Raw genomic sequence first — 20,654 nt, 5'->3', positions numbered from 1 at the left:
CCCCCAGAAGTTCTGTCGTTCGGTTATGTAATGACCCTATCCAGCACCGAAGGCCGACGGGAGAGCCGGAGCCTGGACCGAATGTGCCATGGCCCATATCGTCCAGCCGCGCTTTCCCGCCGGCCGGCCTAGGCGAGCACTTTCGGGAGCGTCTCCGCCCGGGCTGAAATCGCCCGATTCACCGCAAAGGGAGCCGACAACGCGGCCAGCAGGATCAGACCGGAGAAAGCGAGCCAGCCGGTGAAGCCGAGGGAGAGGCAGAGGTAACTCACCAGCGCCGAGGAGACCGCCCGCCCCAGTCCTCCGCCCATCGAATGGAGACCCAGGTACTGGCCGAGTGATTCGGCGGGCGCCAGGCCGAAACTGAGTTCGTAGCTACCGGTCACCCAGAATATTTCGCCCAGAGCGTTTATAACCACCGCGAGCAGGAGCACGGCTATCTGCAGCCGGGAGGCGACCATCGGAACCGTGGCCATCAGCACGAAACTCGCGCTCATGACGACTCCACCGTGAGTCAACAGCCGTCCGCCCGAGCGGAGCCCGGTCACCCGGCGGGCGGCCCGCATCTGCAGCAGGACCACGAGGACGGTGTTGAGCGGGATCATCGTGGCGACGGTCCACCGGGGCACGTCGGTGTGGGTGACCACCCACAGCGGCAGCACGATGGGGAGAACCGGATACTGCAGGCTCAGCACGGAGTTGATGGCCACGATGCGGAGATAGTGCAGGTCCCGCAGCGACGTCCAGCTCTTTCCCGAGGACTTCGACAGGGTGGCCGGGATCTTGGGGATGCCGTACATCAGGGCCGCGCAGAGCGCGAACGAGGCGGCGTTGCCCAGGATCAGGAGCAGGTAGTACACCTGCCTGTCGGTGCCGAGCACGACACCGGCCGCAGCGCCGCCGACGAAGAATCCGGCGTTCGACACCGAGCGGAGGTGCGACTTCAGCTGCGCCGCGTTCTGCTCGGAGACGAACTGGATGATGGGCCCTCGAGCGGCGGAACTGGCGGAGGCGGCCACGGCTGCGCCCGTGGTGGCGGCGACGAAGGTCCAGAACGAGCCCGCCAGGGTGAACAAGCACATCGTGAGCGCCTCGCCGAGCAGCGAGACGACGTAGACCCGGCGGGCCCCGAACCGGTCGGCGAGGTGCCCTGCCGGAACGCCGCTGACGAGTCCGATCAGGGAGCCGACGGTCAGGCCGAGGCCCACCTTGGTCTCCGAAAGGCCGAGACACCGGACGAAGTAGATGGCGCTGCTGACCAGGTACATCCCGGTCCCCACCGCGTTGACCAGGCTGGCCCAGTACAGGGTCCGACCCGGACCACGGGCCGGTAGCACCTCCGACGCCCAGCCGGCCGCCCTGGTCCGCAGGGCTGACGTCACGGCACCGCTCATGCCGGCACACTCTGCGGGCCGGTGACGACGGCCTGCCGGAACCACCCGACCAGGTCGTGCATGCGTCGCTCGAGTTCGGCCTCGTCATCGGCGACGAGCACGGCCTTTCCGGCCATCAGATGGGAACCGGCCGAGAAGTCGGGAACGTCGGCGCCCTCGGCGAGTGCGAGGCGGACCGTGACACACCCCGGTCTCGCCTTCACCGCGTCCTCGGTCGGCATCCGGCTGATCCGTCCGGCGGGAGCGGAGAGTTGGACGAAGCCGCAGGACGTGCCCTGTGACGACCCGGTACCGGCCCCGGCCCCGACCCCGGACGGAATTCCCAGGACCGCCCGGGCGAACTCCTCGACCAGGTCGACGCCGAAGACCTGCTGGTTGACGTCGGGGATCATTCCCCCGCCGATCCGACCGGCGCATTCGCTGAAGACGAGACCTGCCGCACCCCGGAAGGCTTCGAGGTGGAACACTCCGTCACGGTGCCCGAGGGCGCGCAGTGATCCTGCGGTGAGATCCCGGGCCTGCTCGTACAGGTCCGGGGCTGTGACGGGGTCGAGCAGCACCGAGCCGACCAGCCCGCCGGATCTCACCGAGATGACGTTCTGCAGATAGCGGGAGACGCTCAGGAACAGCAGTTCCCCGTCGCGCACCACGCCGTCGAGGTGGAGCTCGGCGCCCTCGACGAACTCCTCGACCAGCCACGGCCCCGACCCGCGGCCGGGGCCGTCGCCGCCGAGCAGCGCTTCGAGGTCCTCGGGCGTCCGTATCGGAAAGGTGTTCCGGGAACCGGCGTCGGCGAAGGGCTTCACCACGAGCGGCCCCTGCCAGCGGACCCCTGCCAGCTCTTCGAGCCGGCCGATCGGTCGGCAGTCCGCGACGCGGAGTCCCGCCTCGCGGATCAGCCGCTTCTGGACCAGCTTGTCGCGGAGCGCGATCGCGGACCCGAGCGGAAGAGCGGGGAGGCCGGTGAGCTGCGACAGCGCGCTGGCCGTCACGAGCGAGAGCTCATGGATGCTGAAGATGGCCTCGAAGCGCCGGGGATCGACCCCGGCCCGGGTCAGCCCGGCGAGCACCGACTCCACGTTGCGCGCGTCGGTCACGACGGGCAGGTTCTCCTCGCCGCAGAGCGCTGACGCCTTGGCGAGATCCTTCACCTCGACGGCGCTCACGACGCGGCGGCCCAGCCGCTCGAAGGCGGCAACGGTCTTGGCGTGCCAGCCAATGGCCAGTACCTCGGTCTTGTTGTCCATGCGCACTCCTGGCAATCCCTGTTCTTCGTTGTCCGCCGGTCGGTCCTGGGGGCTCCGCCGGTAGGCACCCGACCAGCCACCGCAGGGTGGCTGGTCGGGTGGCTGCCTACTGGCGGATCACTGCCACCCGGGTGCGTCGGCGCCCGGTCGGCCGACGGGCCGGGTCCAGTCCTCGGGCCCGCCGCTGATCTGGACCGGGGACAGTGCGTAGCGCACTGTGCCGAGGTCCGTAGCGCGCTCGGCCGTGCAGTCCCCGCCACCGTGGCCCCGGGGGCCCGCTACGTCGGCGACCGGCTGGCGGAGCAGCCAGGCCGCGGTCTGGGCCAGCGACAGTTCGGCGTACCAGCCGCCGCCCTCCACCGCCCTGCGGGCCACGGCTCGCAGCACCGCGGCGGCCAGCAGGTAGCCGGTGGCGTGGTCCAGCGCCTGGACCGGCATGGCCCCCGGGGTACCGTCCGGCGCCGCCTCGAGGTCCGCGATCCCACAGGCGGCCTGCACCACACTGTCGAAGGCCCGCCGCCGGCTCCACGGACCGTGGAGGCTCCAGGCGCTGAGCGACGCGACCACCAGTGCGGGCCGTCGCGCGAGCAGCGACCGGGCGTCGAGCCCGAAGCGGTCCAGTGAGTCCGGGCGGTATCCGGTCACCACCACGTCGGCCGTGGTCAGCAGTTCCTCGAAGACGTCCAGGTCCGACGGCTTCTCCAGGTCGAGGAAGGTGGAGCGCTTGCCCGCCCCGGTGTCCAGGTGCTGGGCCGTGATCTCCGGCAGGCCGGGGCTGTCGATCCGCAGCACATCCGCGCCGAGCAGGGCCAGCGTGCGGGTGGCCACCGGGCCGGCGATCACGCGGGTCAGGTCGAGCACGCGCAGCCCTGCGGCCGGCCGCAGCGGCTGGTGCGGGCTGGGGGTCAGGGGGGTGACCGGTGCGTCGCAGAACCGTTCCAGCGTCAGCAGCGGGAGTGCGGCCACGGCCGCGCCCTGGGCGTGCTCGGCCCAGGCCGGCGCGCTTCGCACCGCGACGGCCAGTCCACCGTGTGCGGTCACCGTCTCGGCCACCTCGTCGGACGTGCGGGCGGCGATCGCGTGCTCGACCGCTGCCACCGGGTCCTCGGCGTCGGCCCTCACACCGAGCGCATCGAGCAGGCGTGCCTCGTGGTGGGCGTAGTTGCTGTGCGTACGTACCCAGCCGTCGGAACTGCGCCAGAACCTCGACAGCGGTGACCAGCTCACCTGCTCCTGGCCGTCCAGGCGCAGCGCCCGGTCGCTGGCGAACGCGGTGGCGACCCTGGCCGCGTCCACCTGGGCGGCGGGCGCCGGACCGCCGTCCCGTACGGCCGCGAGGTCGGCGGCGGCCAGTGCGGCGGCGGCCACGCTCGCCCCCGCCAGCGCGGCGACCTCCAGCCGGGAGGGCAGCAGGTCCTGCGGGCCGGTCCACCGCACGCTCGCGGTTCGTTCGGGCAGCCCGCCGAGGCAGGCCCACGCCTCGTCCAGCAACTGTTGCGACAACGTCGACATCACGTCACCACGCCTCTCTGTCTGTCTCGGTCCTGACGGCGCCGCAGACCGGCTGGGGACGGCGGTCACCCGGCACGGCGTGGACCGTGTCCGGGCGACGCCGTTCGACCCGGCCGGCGGGTTCGTCTCCCGGTGGTCATCAGCTTCATCGCAGCTCAGCGACTTGAGAAGGGTAGTGCGGTGGACGGATCCGGCCGTGGACTATTCCGTCCACCCCGGCCGGGGAACGTCCAGCATCCGCTCGTAGAACCGGCCGATCAGCGGCGACTGGCAGTCGATCAGTTCCAGATTCCGCAGTGCCGGGTCCGCTTGTATGGCGCGTCGGCACAGGACCGCCGCCGTGCGTTCGGCCTCTGCCAGCCGGGGTGCGACCAGGAACAGGCCCAACGCGACGGTTCGTGGCCCGGTGACGTGTGCGACCAGGTGCTGAAGGCGGTCCTCGGCGGTCGCCCAGGAGCTGAGCGAGGTGACCAGGCCGTCGGGAACGGCGCTGCCGGGACTCGCGCGCAGCGTGGCGAGGACGAAGTACATCCCGTCATTGTGGCGGACTGACGACAAGTCATTAACAGGCAGGGCCAGGCCACTTCCGCTCAGGCCGGAACCGTCCACGCCCGGGGGCCGGCGCGGCGCGGGCCGGCGAACTCCTGTGACCCACGACAGGTGGACAGCCGGGCTCGACCGTGTATAGCGTCTGCTCTCGTCCCGGTGCGGCTCGGATATTCCGTCAGTAACGGCCCGGACCTGCGATCCGCGCCCCCGGCGCGGAATCCGCTCTCCGGCCCGAGCGCGGCCGGCTCTTCTCCGTGCGGAAACCCGTCCGCGAATCCCGGCCCGGTGATTCGGGTCCACCCCGCCGTTGCCGCGAGCGGGACCGGCGTCTGAAGGCTCTCTCCGGCAGCCGGTTCCGGAAACCCAATCCTAGAAATTCGGTGTGCGATGGACTATGTGAATTCTGAGGTGCGATCCGGCTGGCGGGGAGAAGATCTGACTGGCCCTCAGGAGCTCTGGCGGATTCCCACCCCGCCCGAGGTGGCGGCCGAGCTGCTCACGGCGGCGCGCGCGACGATCGCCGCCGGCCACCCGCTCGAACTCACCGCGCCGCGCCCGGTGGGCCTGGTCCGCACGGAGGAGTTCGCCGCCGAACTGCGCGAGCGGCTGGCCGGGGGCCTGGGGTTCGTCGTGGCGACCGGCTTCCCGGTCGCGGGGGTGGATCCGCGCGAGTACGAGATGGCCTACTGGCTGCTCGGCCTGCTGCTCGGCAGGCCCGTCTCGCAGAGCGGCAAGGGCGACCTGATCGGCCGGGTCGAGGACCGGGGCGCCGACATCTCCAGCCCGGTCCAGCGCGGTTACGAGAGCTCTGCGGACCTGCCCTTCCACGTGGACCGGACGGATGTGGTGGGCCTGCTCTGTGTCCGGCCGGCCGGCTCCGGCGGCCTGAGCCGGGTGGCCTCCTCCAAGGCGGTCCACGACCTGCTTGCCGCCGAACGGCCGGACCTGCTGGCCGAGCTCTACCAGCCGCTGCCGAACGACCGGCGCGGCGAGGAGCAGCCCGGGGAGCAGCCGTGGTCGGGCATCCCGGTGTTCAGCCGGACGGAGGGGGGCTTCGCGGCCCGGTACGTGCGCCGTTTCATCGTGGGTTCGCAGCGTCACGCCTCGGCGCCCCGGCTGACCGGTTCGCAGACCGCCGCCATGGACGCGCTGGACGAGATCCTGCAACGGCCGGGCTTCGCCCTCGACATGGAGCTGCGTGAGGGCGACCTGCAGCTCATCAACAACTTCCACATCCTGCACGCCCGTACGGCCTTCACCGGTGGGGGCGGCCGGGAGCGGCTGCTGCTCAGGCTCTGGCTGGCCTTCTCCGGCAGCCCGGAACTGCCGGAGCACTTCGCCTCCCTGTACGGCGCGACCGCAGGCGGCAGCTACCGTGGCGGCGTCTGGCCGCCGGGCGCCGCACCGGAGTTCATCGGCCGCCCTGTTCCCGCGTTCGGGTGACGCGCCACGGCGCGGCTCCGGAGCGGGAGTCACCGGACGGGCACCTGCCGGCTCCGGAGCTGGCGACCATCGGCCGTGTCGAGCTGATCGACTGGGACAGCAGGCCGGGAAGCGCTGTCGGGCCCTGTGCTCCCGGCTCCATGCTCCTGCTGCACGGCTTCGGGGACGACAAGGCCAGACTGCGGCCGCTGGGTGACGCGCTCTGCCCGGAGGGCGCGGTCGCCGTCTATCCGTCGCTGCGCGCGCACGGTCGCAGCCCGGCCCCGGAATGGGGCTACTCACCGCTGGACTTCGCTGCCGACGTCCAGCGGATCTTCGACGCGCTGCCGCAGCCGGTCCATGTCGTCGGCTACTCGTACGGGGCACTGGTGGCCGCAGTGCTGGCGGTGACGCTCGGGCCGCAGCGGATTGCGAGTGTGGTGCTGCTCGATCAGTCCTTCGAGCCGTTCCGGGAGCGGTACGAGGCCGATGAGTGGGCCGAGGCCAGCTTCCTGAAGTGGACCTACGACTACAGCCATCTGCTGGACGCCGCCACCGCGTTGCAGATCCCGGTGCTCTCGGTCATCGCCCGCGACAGTCCCGTGGTGCCTGCTGCCGAGCGGGCCAGGACGACCGCCCGGCGAAACCCGCTCTTCTTCTGTGCCGTGACCGAGGGAACCCATGCCTCGTTCCTCCGGGACTCTGCCGTCGGCCTCGTCGCCGACTTCTACCGCACCGCTTTCGCGGAGCCTCCTGGCGCCGCCCTTCCAACAACCCACGGGGAAGTCATGCAATCGAGTTCCGCTGTCCTCCATATCGGCTGGATGGCCCGGGCCGTGACCGCGCTCGTCCGTACCGGCCGGCCGGTCACCTGCGTTGTGAAGCCGTCCGACGCGGCTGCGGCGCGGGCCGCCGGTGCGCGGACAGTCGTCGTACCCGATCCGACGAGCACCACGGACGTGCTGGCCGGCCTGGCCCGCCAGGGCCAGGCGGTCCGTGACTTCGCGACGGTCTGCAGTGGTCTGGAATTCTGCCTCCTCAACGCCGCCGTCCTCGCGGACCTCGGCCGTCCAGGCGGCCAGGCGTTCCGGCGGGCCCTCGGCATGAGGGACAAGTTCGTGCAGAAGCAGCTCGTCCGCGCGGCCGGCGTGCGGACCGCCGCCTGCGCCGTCGTCGACGACCTCGACGCGCTCGACCCGGCGACCCTGGAATTCCCGCTGGTGCTCAAGCCGCTCGACGGCGGAGGAGTCCGGAACACCTGGGTGCTGTCCGACCCGGACGCCTTCCGGGCGACGGTCGCCCGGGCGGTCGAAAACGGGTCCGGGCCCTGGCTCGTCGAGGAGTTCGTCCCGGGAACCGAGTTCAAGGTCGACGGACTGGTCCGCGACGGGGAGATCCGGCTGCTCTCGGTCTCCCGGTATCTGCAGAACCTGATCGAGGTGCACGACGGTGGACTGGTCGCTCACGTGGTCCTCTCGCCGGACTCCCATCCGGAGCTGTACGCGCTGACCCGAGCCGTCGCCCGGACGGCGTTCGAGGCCCTCGAGCTTCGCGACGGTGTCTTCCATCTCGAGGTCTTCCAGCACGCCGAGGACGGGGAGATCGTCTTCGGCGAGTGTGCGGCGCGGGTGGGCGGCGGGAGGACGGACGAGGTCGTGAAGCGCGCCTACGGCATCGATCTCCACGACGAGTGGGCCCGGGTCGCGCTCGGCCTGCCCGGAGGGGACGTCGGCGGTCCTTCACTCGCCGAGGGCGCCGCCATCGGCGGGATGAACCTGCCCGCGGCGCCGGGCCTGCTCCGGTCGGTGCCCACGGCGGACGAGGTCCTGGCCCGTCCCGGCGTCGTGTACGCCGAGGTCGCCGTCGCGGCCGGCACGGTCATGCCCGACGCCACAGTCGCGTCGAACCTGCGGGCCGGTCTCGCCGTCGTCACCGGGCCGGACGAGCACGAGGTGGAGCGCCGCCTGCGGGAGCTGGCCGAGTGGTTCGCCGCGAGTGTCCGGCTCGACCCGGCCACGGTGTCCCAGGACGTCCGCCGCTAGGTCGAGCGCCGGCCGGACCAGGGGCGCGAGCCCGGAGCGGACCGTTCCTCGCGCCCCCGTCGGGGGTGCCCGGTTGCCTCGGTCCGCGACGACCCGCACCTCGGTGGACGGAAGGGTCCACGGCCGGATGCGTCCACCCCGATTCCCTTCTCACGCTGCTGATCTGCGACGAAGCTGGACGAAGCCAGTGATCACCGGGAACCGGGACGGGATCGCCGACGCCCAGCGAGCGAGCGTCGTGCCCACAGCCTCCCTCCCTTGTCCGGTCGAGGAGAACTCCCTTGCCAGCACCACAATCCTTCACGCGGGGCGACGCCGACGCCACGGCCCCGACCGGCGGGTCTGTCACCGAGGAGACCCACGCGCACCTGCTCCGGATCCACCGCGAGATCCTGGAGCGGGCGGACATCGCGCTCGACGACAACTTCTTCGACCTCGGCGGCAACAGCCTGCTGGCCTTCCGGGTCATCAAGCGCGTGGCCGAACTCCTCGGGGCCCGGGTCTCCGCCCAGGCCGTGTTCACGGCCGGCTCGATCCGCGAACTGGCGGCCCGGGTCGACGAGGCCCGCACCGCGCAGGCGGCGACGGGCACGGACGACAGCGCGTCCCGCTCCAGCGACCACCTGGGCCGTGCGTCCATGGCCCAGGAGTGGGCCGTGCTCTCCGGAGTGAGCGACCCGGACGCGCCCGCCCTGCAGTTCCACGTGGTCTACCGGGTGCGCGGGCCGCTCGACCGGGCGGCACTGCACGCGGCCTCGCAGGACGTGGTGGACCAGCACCCCGCGCTGCGTACGGTGCTGCGGGTGGACGGCCCGACGGTACGTCAGCACGTTGCCGACCCGGCCGCGCTGCTGCTGGTCGACGACGTCTCATGGCTTCCCGAGCAGGACCGGCCCCGCGAAGCGCTGCGCATCCTCGACCAGGAGGTCCGCCGCACCTTCGACCGGACCAGAGCCCCGCTGACCCGCACGCACCTGGTCCGCTGCGCCCCCGACGACCACTTCCTGGCGCTGGTCTTCGATCACGTCGCCGCGGACGGCTGGTCGCTGGACGTCATCGTCAAGGACCTCGGCGCCGCCTACCGCTCACGGCTCGCCGGGGAGGAGCCCGGGCTCACCGACTCGGGCGCGTACCAGGACTGGTCGGCGCGGCAGTGGGACGGCTTCCAGAACGGGCGGGCCGACGAGGTCGCCGGGTACTGGAAGGAGCAGTTGGGCCCGGACCCGGCCGCGTTCGCCGTCCGCCTGCCCGGTTACCGCCCCGACCGAGGACTGGCCGACCCGGCCAGTCTGCACCTCGACGTTCCGTCCGAGACCGTCGCCGCGCTCGACGACATCTGCCGGCAGCTGCGCACCACGCCGTACTGCGTGAGCCTGGCCGTGCTCAAGGCGCTCATCGCGCGGCAGACCGGGCGCTCCCGCGTCACCGTGCTCACCACCGCCGCCAACCGCCTTGAGCCCGAGTACCAGGACACCGTCGGCTGGTTCGCGAACGGTGTCTTCCCGACCTCGGACCTCGACCTGTCGCAGACCTTCCGGCAGCTCGTGGTCGCCGTCCGGGAGACCGCACTCGCGGCGACGGCCCACGGCGACCTGCCTGCCTGGTACGTCCGCCGGCGGATGTGGCCGACGGTTCCGGCGGGCTTCCGCAAGGACCCCGGCGTGTACTTCATGTTCAACGAGCTGTGGGGCAGGTCGCTGCGACTCGCCGGGACGGAGGTCGAGCCCGTCTTTCTGGCGGAGACGGCGGACTCGCCCGGTCTCCACATGTGGCTGCTCCGGGACGGGCCGGTGGTGGGACTCACCGTCCTGCACCACCGCTCGGAGTACACCGCCGAGTACGTCCGGGAGTTCGCCGGGGACTTCCTCGGCGCGGTCGCGGCCCTCGCCCGCCGACCGGACCTGCCCGTGCGCGAGGTTCTCGACGCCGGACGTCACCAGTCGTTCCCGACCATCCAGACAGGAAGCTGATTCAGCGTGCCCACCATCGACATCGACGCATACGGCCGGGACGGCTACCAGGTCCTCCCGGAGCTCCTCGGCCCCGAGGACCAGCGGCGTGCCCTGGAGTTCTTCGACACCTTCGACGCCGCCGAGCACGTGGCCTCGGACTACGAGGCGGAGTACGACGAGGCCGCCGGGGTCCGCCGGCTGCGCAAGCTGCGCCGACTCCTGTGGAACGACCCCACGTTGTGGGGCCCGATGCTCAACCGCGCCGGGGTCACCGAGCTGGCCCGGACGGTGGTCGGGGAGGACGCGGCGGTGGTGTTCCACGCGGCGTTCCTCAAGCCCGCCCTGGTCGGCACCGAGGTCGCCCTGCACCAGGACCAGGCACTGTGGACCTACACCTACCCCAAGGCGTTCAGCGTCTGGACGGCGCTGACCCCGGTGAGCCCCGCCAACGGCGGCCTGTTCGGCTGCCCCGGCTCGCACGCCGACGGGTGCATCGATCACCACGACCGGCCGCACTACCGGTGGCACGCCAGCCTCGACATCGCCGAGGACGGCCTGAACGAGCCCGTCCAGTTCGAACTCGCCCCGGGAGACGGCGTGATGTGGGACCGCTACTTCGCTCACGGCAGCGCGGCCAACACCTCACCGAACGACCGGCGCGGCATGGTCGTCGTGTTCGCGGACGCCTCGGACCCGGACTTCCGGGCCAAGGACAGCTTCCCGCTCGCCGACCTGGCGGCGCTCGGAAACGCCTGACCTGCCTGCTCAAAGACGAATCCAGGAGACCTAGTGACGTACATCATCGACAGCACCCTGCGTGAGGGAATGCAGTCGGCTCACGGCCGCTTCACACTCGACCAGAGCGTGGAGATCGCCCGGCTGCTGGCGAGCTCCGGAGCGGACGCCATCGAGTGCGGTCACCCCGCGGTCAGCTCGGACGAACTGCTGCGGGTCGCGGCGGTGGTGGAGGCGGCCGGCGATGTACCGGTGCTGGCCCACGCCCGCGCGCGGCGTGACGACATCGAGACAGTGGCCAAGACCGGCGCTGCCTGGGTGGGCATCTTTCTGGGCATCAACGAGGTGTCCCGGCGTTCGAGGCTGCCCGGACGGCAGTTGCCGGACCTGTACGCGATGGTCGAGGAGTCCGTGACCCACGCCCGTCGGCTGGGCCTGCGGGTTCGCTTCACCGTCGAGGACAGCAGCCGCACCGACGGCGCGGAACTGGCCGAGGCGTACCGCATCGCCACGGCGGCGGGTGCCGAGCGGATCTGCTTCGCAGACACCCTCGGTGTGATGGAACCGGAGGACATCCGCGAGCGGATCTCCCGGCTTAGGGAGAGCTGTCCGGGCACGGACATCGAGGTCCACCTGCACGACGACCGGGGGCTGGCGCTGGCCAACTCGCTGGCGGCGGTCGACGCGGGGGCCGCCTGGGTCTCCACCTCCGTCAACGGTCTGGGCGAGCGCGCCGGGATCACCGATTACGTCTCACTCGCCGTCAACCTCGACTACCGAGGCACCCGGCCGCTCGTGAACGGCGGCCTGCTGGCCGAGCTCAGCCGTCGGGTCGGCGCGTACTCGCGATCCATGCCCGACCACCGGCGTCCCGTGGTCGGCCGCGACGTCTTCCACCACGTGGCCAAGCTGCACGTCGCCGCCGTCGAGCGGGAGCCGTCCGCGTACGAGTGGGTGAAGCCCGCCGACGTGGGCCGCGAGGGCAGCACCGCGCGGCCCACTCTGTCGGCCCGGCCCACGGACTGGGTGGTGGACCCGCAGGTGATCTCCGCGACGGAGCTGCGCTACCACCGCAAGGGACCGGGCGACCGCTTCGTGCTGGTGGACAACCGGTTCGTACCCGGCGCCGAGCAGTACTGCATCGCCCGCCGCGTCCCGCTGCTGGACGACTACGGCACCGGGCACGTCGACACCCACGTGCACCACTGCGACAGCCTCTTCATCTTCCTCGGCGAGGAGGAGGGCTACCGGGGCCTGTCCGTCGAGGTGACCCTCGGCGACGAGACCTTCCCGGTGCAGAGCCCCGCCAGCGTCTTCATCCCCGCCGGCGTGCCGCACGGCTACCGCGTCGTCGGCGGCGCGGGCACCTACCTGAACCACGTACTCGCAGGCGACTACAACTCCAGCCTGCTCGACCCGATCGGGAGCAACTGATGACCACGCAGACGATTGAGACCGAGAACCGCAAGTCCGAGGCCTGGGACCTGATCGGCTCCCTGTTCTGGGAGTCCGGCCGGACCACCGCCAAGCCGAGCGAGGAGGAGATCGACCTCTTCACCTCGGGCATCCAGGCCGGGGACCGCTGCACCGTGGTGGGCGCCTCCACCAAGGACCTGGTCGAGGCCCTGATCGCGCGCGGCGCCGAGGTCACCGTCCTGGACTTCTCCGAGCGCATGTGCGCCGATCTGCGTTCCGCGCTGCCGGCCGGCTCCTGTCAGGTCCTCCGGCACGACATCACCCGCCCCGCCCCCGAGGGCCTGCGCGGCACCCAGCGGTTCGTCCTCAACGACCGCCTGGTGAACCGCTTCAGCGAGACCGAGGCGCGCAAGGGTGTCGAGGGCATGCTCGACCTGCTCGCCGACGGCGGCCAGCTCCGCGCCTCCATCAAGCTCGGGCTGTACCCGATGGACGAGCGCATGATCGAGACCGGCCGGGAGCGCGGGACGCTGGAGTCCTTCTACGACGCCGAGGCGAAGACGATCGACTTCGCCGCCGCCGGGGACGTCCTGACGGACGCCCTGCTGCCGCACGGGGACATCGCCCCCGAGCTGCTGCTGCAGTGGTACCAGGGCCGGGGGCGCGAGCAGCGCTTCGACCACGGCGACATCCTGGCGCTGCTGGAGAAGGCGGACGTCGACGGCCGCAGCCTCGGCCTGCTCTCCGACTGCGAGTTCGGCCAGGCGCCGAAGACCCGCATGTACACCGCCGTCGCCCAGCCCGGGGCCTGACCCGTGTGCGGTGTCGTGGGCGTGTGCCTGACCCCCGGCGCGGCGTCCGGGCAGGCCCTGAGGGCCGACCGGCTGGCCGGGGCGGGCATCGAGAAGCTGCTGCACCGGGGGCCGGACGGTCACGGGGTGTGCGGAGACGCGCAGTCCGCCGTCGCCATGTGCCGGCTGCGCCTGCGCAGCCTCCCGGATGATCGCGTGCCCTTCACCGCCGAGGCCGGGTCCGTCGCGTACGCCTACAACGGCGAGGTCTACGCGGTCGGTCCGGGCGCGCTGTCCGGCACCGGGCGGACGACCGTGCCGGCCGGCGGGCTCGACGAGGGCCAGGCGGTCGATGAGCACGACTGCTCCGCCCTGGACGGGATGTACGCGCAGGTACGCCGGTCGCCCGACGGCTGCGTCGAGGTGTCCCGGGACCCGTTCGGCATCAAGCCGCTGTACCTGCGCAGGCATCCCCACGGCACTGCCGTCGCTTCGGAGATCCCGGCCCTGCTCGACCTGTTCGGTCCGGTCCGGGTCCGCCCGGAGGCCATCGGTCAGTTCCTGCTCTTCGGCCGGGTGGTGGACGGCGGAACGTTCTTCCAGGACATCGAGCCGGTGGCCCCCGGCAGTCGGCTCCTGCTGAAGGAGGGCCGGGTGCAGCAACTGGTGGCAGGGCTCGGCGCTCCGCAGCCGACCGGGGGCCGGGAGCCGGCCACCCCGGAGGAACTGCGCGCCGCCGTCTCACTCGCGGTGGAACGCGTCCTGGTGTCCGACCGCCCGCTCGGCCTGGCGCTGAGCGGCGGTCTGGACTCCACCATCCTCGCGACGGAGCTCTCCCGCCGGGGCGTACGGGAGCTGGCCACCGTGAGCGTGGTCCCGAGAGGTGGCGGCGACGGTGTCACCGACCTCTCGGCGCTGCGGCTGACCGGAACAGCCTGGCGCGGCTGGCGGCACCGGTGGATCGGGTTCGGACCGGACGACCTGCTCGACGGGGTCGCCGACGCCGTACGGGTGCTGGGCGAGCCGACGGCGATGACCAGCGTGCCGATGTACGCCGCACTCGCCAGGCTGGCCCGGGAGAGCGGCATCGTGGCGCTGCTCCTCGGCGAGGGCGCCGACGAGCTGTTCGGCGGGTACCGCAGCTACCTGCGGCTGGCCGAGCTGACCGAACCCGCCGAGTTCTACCTGTCGGCGGACCAAGGACGACTCGTCCGGGACCTGCTCCCGTCGGACGCGTACGCCGCCGCGCGCGACGCCCTCGGTGCGGCGTTGCCGCCGGCCGGCGGACGACCGGCGGCGGAGGTGGTGCGGGAGTTCGAGTACCAGCACAGCCTGGAACCGCTCCTGCGACGGTCCGACCACCTGCTGATGGCCCAGGGAGTGGAGGGGCGTACCCCGTTCCTGCACGGCGGGCTCCCCGCGCTCGCCGCGTCGCTGCCGTTCTCCCGGCTGGTGGACCACGGGCAGACGAAGCTGCCGCTCCGCCGGGCATTCGCGGCCGAACTGCCCGCGTACGGCGACGAGGTGAAGAAGCCGTTCCGGGCGCCGGTCACGGACTGGCTGACCGGCCGGGTGGCTCCGCGCGTTCACGCCGAGCTGACCGGGCACCGCGACCGGCTGGTCGCCGCAGGACTGCGGCCGGACGGCCTGGACGAGCTGCTCGGCCGCGTCCTCCGTGGTGATCAGGCCGTGGCCGGACTCGTCTTCCCCCTGCTGACGCTCGGCTCCTGGCTGGAGTGGCTGGGCGCCTGAGCGCTCACCCGTCGAACGAACCGACGCCGGCCCGGCCTACGAGGCCGTTGAAAGGCCACCGCAAGGCCGCTGCAACGCTGCCGCAACGAGAGAAAGGACAGTGACGCGATGGCTGGTGCCTCCGTCTCCGCCACCGAACGCCGCACGGGAACGGTCGGGCAGACGATCCACCAGGCGGTCACCTGGCAGGCCCGGACCCGTCCGGACGCCGTCGCCCTGATCTTCAAGGACGAGCGGATCAGCTACGCCGTACTGGACGCCGCAGCCGACGCCTACGCCGCAGAGTTGCAGCGGCTCGGGGTCGGCCCGGGACAGTTGGTGCCCGTTCTGCTGAAGCGTTCGCCGACGCTGGTCGCGGTACTGCTGGCCGTCCTCAAGTGCGGGGCCGCGTACTCGGCCCTGGACCACCGGTGGCCCGGCGACCGGAGGCGCGCGGTGGTCGGCGCCTTGGGGGCCGGGCTGCTGGTGACCGACCGGCCCGGCGCCGAGACCGGAACGCCGGTCTGGGCACCGCCGACGGGCGGGCTCCCGGCGGCGGCCCGTTCGGCGAAGGTGCCGACGGCGACCGTCGTCGACGCCTCGGCCGCCGCGACGGTGTTCTTCACCTCGGGGACGACCGGTGCTCCGAAGGGAGTCGTCTCGCCGCACCGGGCCACCACCCGGCTCTTCGACGGCAGGACGTTCGCCGACTTCGGACGGGGACGGGTGACGGTACAGGCCGCCCCGGTTCCGTGGGACGCGTTCAGCCTGGAACTGTGGGGCATGCTCACCACCGGTGGCACCAGCGTGATCGTCGACGGCGACTACCTCTTCCCCGGCGAGCTGCGCGGCCTGGTCGAGTCCGCCGGGGTCGATACCGTCTGGCTCACCGCCTCACTGTTCAACCTTTTCGTCGACGAGGATCTCGACTGCTTCGCCGGCGTCCGACAGGTGATGACCGGCGGAGAGCGGCTGTCGGTGCCGCACGTCCGTTCCTTCGTCGGGCGCCATCCGCAGGTCTCGCTGCTGAACGGCTACGGACCGGTGGAGAGTTGTGTGTTCGCCACCACCCGCGCGGTGCGCCTGGCGGACTGCGACGCACCTCATGGCATCCCCATCGGCCGCCCGGCCCCCGCCACGGCCGTGCACCTCCTCGACGGCGGTGCCCTGGTCGCGGACGGCGTGCCGGGCGAGATCTGCGTCGCGGGCGACGGGCTCGCGCTCGGGTACCTGGACAACCCCGGGGCGAATGCCGAGAAGTTCGTCACCACGGACCTCGACGGCGTCCCGACCCGGCTCTACCGGACCGGCGATGTCGCGTGCCGGGACGCGGACGGGGTGCTGCACTACCTGGGGCGGGCCGACCGGCAGATCAAGATCTCCGGCTACCGGGTGGAGCCTGCCGAGATCGAGCACGCCGCGCTCCGCCTGCCCGGCGTCAGGGAGTGCGCGGTACTCCCCGTCCCTGTCCCAGGGGCGGACGGAGCCTGGGACCGCCTCGCCCTGTTCTACCGGGGCGACCACACCTGCCCCGAACCATCATCCCTCCAGGGCGAGTTGGCCGAGGTGCTACCCCACTACCTGGTCCCGCCCACGGTGCGCCGGGTGGACGCTCTCCCGAGAAGCGCGAACGGGAAGCTGGACCAGGCCGTGCTGCTGGACCTGCTCGCCTCCCCGAGCGGTGACCGTGAATCCTCCGCCTGACCGTCCTCCCATGGCTGACCGTCCTCCCACGGCGCCGCCGACCCGATTTGCCTCCAACGCAGAAGTGAGAACGCAGAAGTGAGCCCGCGACCATGACCAGTATCCAGCCGCAGCCGCAGCCGTCGCAGAGCCGATCCGGCGGGCAGACCGACGTCAGCCGGTACAACCTCACCGAGATCGCGGCGGCGGCCGGCGTGGACCTCGCGACGCTGCCGTACGTGGCGCGGATCCTGCTGGAGAACACTGCCCACCTGGCCGCTGTCGGCCGGTGCGGACCGGAGCTGGTGCCCACCGTCGCCCGCTGGAGCGCCGACGGCGGCCGGGCCGAGGACCTGCCGTTCCAGCCGTCCAGGGTGGTCCTGCAGGACTATTCGGGTATCCCGGTGCTGCTCGACCTCGCCGCGTTGCGGGCGGCTGCGGTCCGGCGCGGCATCTCCGCAGACCAGGTGAACCCCGTGCTTCCGGCCCATCTCGTGGTGGACCACACCGTCCGGGTCGACGCTTCGGGCCGCGACGCCCTGCGGACCAACACGAACCTTGAGTTCGCCCGCAACGGCGAGCGCTACGCCCTGCTGCGCTGGGCGGGGCAGGCGTTTTCGCAGCTCAGGATCGTGCCGCCGGGCAAGGGCATCATCCACCAGATCAACCTGGAGCGACTGGCCCAGGTCGCCGTCGTCACCGAGGGTGAGGACGGACGGCCGTTCGCCCGCCCCGACACCGTCCTCGGCACGGACTCCCACACGTCCATGGTGGGCGCGCTCGGTGTGCTCGGCTGGGGCGTCGGCGGCATCGAGGCGACGTCCGTGCTGCTCGGCGAACCGGTACTGCTCGCTCCGCCGAGGGTGATCGGGGTCCGGCTGACCGGCCGCCTGCGCCCCGGTGTGACGGCTACCGACCTGGTGTTGACGATCACTCAGTTCCTGCGCTCCCTCGGGGTCCTGGGGGCGATCCTGGAGTTCCACGGCGAGGGCGTCGCGAGCCTGGCGGTGCACGACCGGGCGACTGTCGCCAACATGGCGCCCGACTACGGGGCCACCACGGCCTTCTTCCCGGTGGACGACGAGACGCTGCGCTACCTCCGGTCCACCGGTCGGAGCGCCGAACAGGTGGAGCTGGTCGAACGGTACTGCCGGGCCCAGCAGTTGTTCCACCAGCCGGATGCGGTGTCCGCGATCCGCTACTCCGAGACGGTCACCTTCGACCTGGCCACGGTGGAACCCTGCGTGGCGGGTCCCCATCGGCCCGACCAGCGGGTGCCGCTGGCGGAGGTGCCGGACAGCCTGGCACGAGCGCGTGGGCCGGTCGCGACCGCGACGCGGACCAGGGACGGTGCGCCGGCCGACGGATCGGTGCTGCTCGCCGCCTTGACGAGCTGCACCAACACCTCGCACCCTGACTCGATGGTCATCGCTGGCCTGGTGGCCAAGCGGGCGGTGGAGTTCGGTCTGCGGGTTCCCGAGTGGACCAAGACCAGCCTCGCGCCGGGAAGCCGCACCGTGCCGGAGTACCTCGACCGGGCCGGGCTGCTCGATCCCCTGAAGAAGCTGGGCTTCGACGTGGTGGCGTTCGGTTGCACCACCTGCCACGGGAACAGCGGACCCCTCACCCCCGAGGCCGCGCGAGCCGTGACCGAGGACGGAATCCTCGGTGCCGCCGTACTGAGCGGGAACCGGAACTTCGAGGGCCGGTTGCACCCGCAGATCCGCGCGGCGTATCTGGCCTCGCCCGGGCTTGTGGTCGCCTACGCCCTGGCCGGCACGGTGACCAAGGACCTGGTCAGCGAACCCGTCGGCACCGCCGACGACGGGCGCGAGGTGTACCTGCGCGACCTGTGGCCCGAACCGGCGGAGGTCGCCGCAGCGGTGCGCACCTCGGTGGGCCCCGAACTGTACGCCTCCGCCTACGCGGACCTGTTCAGCGGCGACGAGCGCTGGCAGTCGCTCCCTGCGCCCGTGGGGGAGCTGTACACCTGGGAGGCGGAGTCCAGCTACATCCTCGAACCGCCGTACGTCGACACCCCGAGCACCGGCCCGGCGCCCGCCGAGCTGACCGGGGCGCGGATCCTGGCGCTCCTCGGGGACAGCGTCTCCACCGACCACATCTCGCCCGTCGGGGCGATCACACCGGACGGCGACGCCGGCCGCTTCCTGTCCCGTCTGGGGATCGACGAGCCGGAGTTCAACAGCTACGGCAGCCGCCGGGGCAACCACCACGTCATGCTCCGAGGGACCTTCGCCAGCCCACGGCTTCGGAACGCCATGGCAGACGGCCGGGTCGGCCCCTGGACGCGACACCGGCCCTCCGGCGAACTGCTGTCGATCCACGCCGCAGCTGAGCTCTACCGAGCCTCCGACGTGCCCCTGGTGGTGGTCGCCGGGCGGGAGTACGGCTGCGGGAGCGCCCGTGACTGGGCGGCCAAGGGAACGGCGCTGCTCGGGGTCCGTGCGGTCCTGGCGGAGAGCTTCGAGCGCATTCATCGGAGCAACCTGGTCGGCATGGGGGTGCTTCCGCTGCGGTTCCCCAAGGGGCGCAGCAGTGCCGACTACGGGCTGGACGGCTCCGAGGAGATCGACCTCTCCGGCCTGTCCAGCCTCCGGCCGCACGGCGGGGTCCTGGTCCGGATCCGCCGCGCTGACGGCTCGTCGGTGACCTTCACGGCCACGGCAGCCGTCGAGACCGCCCGCGAGGTGGAGTACCTGGGTGCCGGCGGGGTGCTTCCCTTCATCAGGGACGGTCTCGTCCCGGCGTCCGCCCCCGGCCGAGCCGAGTGAAATGCAGTAGGGCCCCTCGCCGGAGCGAGGGGCCCTACTGCCTGTGCACTGTGCGCCGCCAGGGACTCGAACCCCGGACCCGCTGATTAAGAGTCAGCTGCTCTAACCAACTGAGCTAGCGGCGCTTGGTGACAGGCGAAACTTTAGCAGCGGGTCCGGGTGGAGCCAAAATCGAATACCGCCGTGCGGGTATCAGGCCGAGGGCAGGGGGTACAGGCCGCCGGTGCCCGGCCCGGAGCCTGCGGGGTCTGCGGAGGCCGCCGAGCCTGTGGCGTTCGTGGCACTGGGACCGCGCGAGGCGCGGACGCAGGCCCACAGCACCACGGCGGCACCGGGCAGCCACGGCTCCTTGGAGTCGGGGGCCACGATCCAGCGGCCCGCCCCCCGGCCGGGGGAGTCCGGGGCGTCCACCATCCGCTGGACGGGGGGTACGGTCACGGCGTCGCCTGTCCCGTGGCAGAGCAGTGGCGGCACGTCGCGGGCCCACTCCTCCCAGGCCAGCAGGGTCCGCAGCCGGGGTGCGGCGCCCGGCTGGACGAACAGCAGGGTGCGGCCACGGAAGGCGGCGACCGGCCCGCAGCCCGGTCCGGAGGCCCAGAGTTCGTCCAGCACCCTGCGGCCGAACAGCGAAGGCATGCTGATCACGTCGAAGGTACGGCCGCAGGGCAGGACCGAGGGGGCCCAGGGGCGTGACTGCCACAGCGCGCGCATGCTGCGCGGGTACTCGCTCGCCGAAGCCAGCCAGGTCTCACCGGCCACGGTGACGTACTCCACGGATTGATACGTCCAGATGTCCACGCCCAGCAGCGTGGCGCGCGCCGGGCCGGGTGCGGAGGGAAAACGCCGTTTGCCGGACAGTGCCCCGGGGAGGCCGGTACCCTCCCGCCCGGCATATGCCACTGGCGATCGAATACCCGCCGCCACCCGCCGCTGCGGTGGGTCAGTGCTCGCCGCGGCGCGGCTGCTTCAGCAGGCCGCGGCCGTACTCGACCATCCGGGCCGCGTAGTCGGGCGTCCACTCGACCTGGGACGCGATCTCGGCGGGCGAGATCGCGTCGAACCGGCGGGGGTCGGCGAGCTGGGCGGCCGCGACCGCCTGGAAGTCCGTCGCGCGCTCGGCGGCGGCCCGGAAGGCGAGCGTCAACTCGGTCGAACGACGCAGCAGTTCGGCGGGGTCGTCGATGGATTCGAGGTCGAAGAATCGTTCCGGCTCCGGAGCGTCGGCCTGCGGCTCGAAGAGCAGCTGGGCCGGCCGCAACCGGCGGACGGGGGCGCCCGCGCCCGTGGCGGCCGGCGCGGTGGGGCCGCTCTGGTCGGAGACCGGGGACTGGCGTTCGGGCATGTTCGGGCACCTCCGGGGTGGTGTGGCTGGTCGGCCGCCGTCCATT

At 72.0% G+C, this 20,654-nt stretch carries 15 protein-coding genes and 1 tRNA gene; 9 read left to right on the top strand and 7 right to left on the bottom strand.

All coding sequences use genetic code 11. From position 1 onward, the window contains the following. Positions 1-128 precede the first annotated feature (128 nt). The 4 genes from P3T29_RS22405 to P3T29_RS22390 form a co-directional block, all read right to left on the bottom strand. A complete protein-coding gene (locus tag P3T29_RS22405; RefSeq protein ID WP_280718358.1) occupies positions 129-1,394 on the bottom strand; it encodes an MFS transporter in 1,266 nt (421 codons plus the stop codon). Next, entirely contained in the window at positions 1,391-2,641 is a 1,251-nt protein-coding gene (locus P3T29_RS22400) for a hypothetical protein (RefSeq protein WP_280718357.1), read from the bottom strand. The genes P3T29_RS22405 and P3T29_RS22400 overlap by 4 nt, the downstream gene beginning before the upstream one ends. Before the next feature lie 117 nt (positions 2,642-2,758). Further along, a complete protein-coding gene (locus tag P3T29_RS22395; protein ID WP_280718356.1) occupies positions 2,759-4,153 on the bottom strand; it encodes a CoA transferase in 1,395 nt (464 codons plus the stop codon). Between the two features lie 201 nt (positions 4,154-4,354). Continuing rightward, entirely contained in the window at positions 4,355-4,684 is a 330-nt protein-coding gene (locus P3T29_RS22390) for a hypothetical protein (RefSeq protein WP_280718355.1), read from the bottom strand. Positions 4,685-5,182: 498 nt separating this feature from the next. Here P3T29_RS22390 and P3T29_RS22385 point away from each other — a divergent pair, with 498 nt between their 5' ends. The 9 genes from P3T29_RS22385 (at position 5,183) to acnA (ending at position 19,266) form a co-directional block, all read left to right on the top strand. Beyond that, the gene (locus P3T29_RS22385) at positions 5,183-6,145 is read left to right on the top strand and encodes a TauD/TfdA family dioxygenase (protein ID WP_280718354.1); all 963 of its coding nucleotides are present in this window, start codon (positions 5,183-5,185) and stop codon (positions 6,143-6,145) included. Next, positions 6,142-8,166, top strand: coding sequence for an alpha/beta fold hydrolase (locus tag P3T29_RS22380; RefSeq protein WP_280718352.1), 2,025 nt, complete (start codon positions 6,142-6,144; stop codon positions 8,164-8,166). The genes P3T29_RS22385 and P3T29_RS22380 overlap by 4 nt, the downstream gene beginning before the upstream one ends. Positions 8,167-8,447: 281 nt before the next feature. Then, the gene (locus P3T29_RS22375) at positions 8,448-10,136 is read left to right on the top strand and encodes a condensation domain-containing protein (protein WP_280718351.1); all 1,689 of its coding nucleotides are present in this window, start codon (positions 8,448-8,450) and stop codon (positions 10,134-10,136) included. Between the two features lie 6 nt (positions 10,137-10,142). Next, positions 10,143-10,874 (top strand): phytanoyl-CoA dioxygenase family protein, encoded by a 732-nt coding sequence (locus P3T29_RS22370; RefSeq protein WP_280718350.1) that lies wholly within the window; start codon positions 10,143-10,145, stop codon positions 10,872-10,874. Between the two features lie 33 nt (positions 10,875-10,907). Next, the gene (locus tag P3T29_RS22365) at positions 10,908-12,287 is read left to right on the top strand and encodes a hypothetical protein (protein WP_280718349.1); all 1,380 of its coding nucleotides are present in this window, start codon (positions 10,908-10,910) and stop codon (positions 12,285-12,287) included. Further along, positions 12,287-13,081 carry a hypothetical protein gene (locus P3T29_RS22360; protein WP_280718348.1) on the top strand — a complete coding sequence of 265 codons (795 nt, stop codon included), beginning with the start codon at positions 12,287-12,289 and terminating at the stop codon, positions 13,079-13,081. Before P3T29_RS22365 ends, P3T29_RS22360 begins: the two co-directional genes overlap by 1 nt. A 21-nt stretch (positions 13,082-13,102) precedes the next feature. Then, positions 13,103-14,812: an asparagine synthase-related protein gene (locus tag P3T29_RS22355; protein ID WP_280718347.1), complete on the top strand. Its 1,710-nt coding sequence runs from the start codon at positions 13,103-13,105 to the stop codon at positions 14,810-14,812. Between the two features lie 108 nt (positions 14,813-14,920). After that, a complete protein-coding gene (locus tag P3T29_RS22350) occupies positions 14,921-16,495 on the top strand; it encodes an amino acid adenylation domain-containing protein (RefSeq protein ID WP_280718346.1) in 1,575 nt (524 codons plus the stop codon). A gap of 92 nt (positions 16,496-16,587) precedes the next feature. Next, complete coding sequence (acnA, locus tag P3T29_RS22345) at positions 16,588-19,266, top strand: aconitate hydratase AcnA (protein WP_280718345.1); 2,679 nt, start codon at positions 16,588-16,590, stop codon at positions 19,264-19,266. Positions 19,267-19,317: 51 nt separating this feature from the next. Here the strand turns inward: acnA and P3T29_RS22340 are convergent. The 3 genes from P3T29_RS22340 to P3T29_RS22330 all read right to left on the bottom strand — a co-directional run bounded on the left by P3T29_RS22340 (position 19,318) and on the right by P3T29_RS22330 (position 20,608). Continuing rightward, positions 19,318-19,391: transfer RNA gene (locus P3T29_RS22340), tRNA-Lys, on the bottom strand. A gap of 67 nt (positions 19,392-19,458) precedes the next feature. Further along, on the bottom strand, positions 19,459-20,064 hold the full coding sequence (locus P3T29_RS22335; RefSeq protein WP_280718344.1) for a bifunctional DNA primase/polymerase: 606 nt from the start codon (positions 20,062-20,064) through the stop codon (positions 19,459-19,461). 142 nt (positions 20,065-20,206) lie between these two features. Further along, entirely contained in the window at positions 20,207-20,608 is a 402-nt protein-coding gene (locus tag P3T29_RS22330; protein ID WP_280718343.1) for a hypothetical protein, read from the bottom strand. Positions 20,609-20,654 lie beyond the last annotated feature (46 nt).

The sequence above is a fragment of the Kitasatospora sp. MAP5-34 genome, from assembly GCF_029894335.1.
Classification (GTDB): domain Bacteria; phylum Actinomycetota; class Actinomycetes; order Streptomycetales; family Streptomycetaceae; genus Kitasatospora.
Note: the sequence above shows the minus strand (reverse complement) of the source record. Positions and strands in the feature narration are given on the sequence as shown.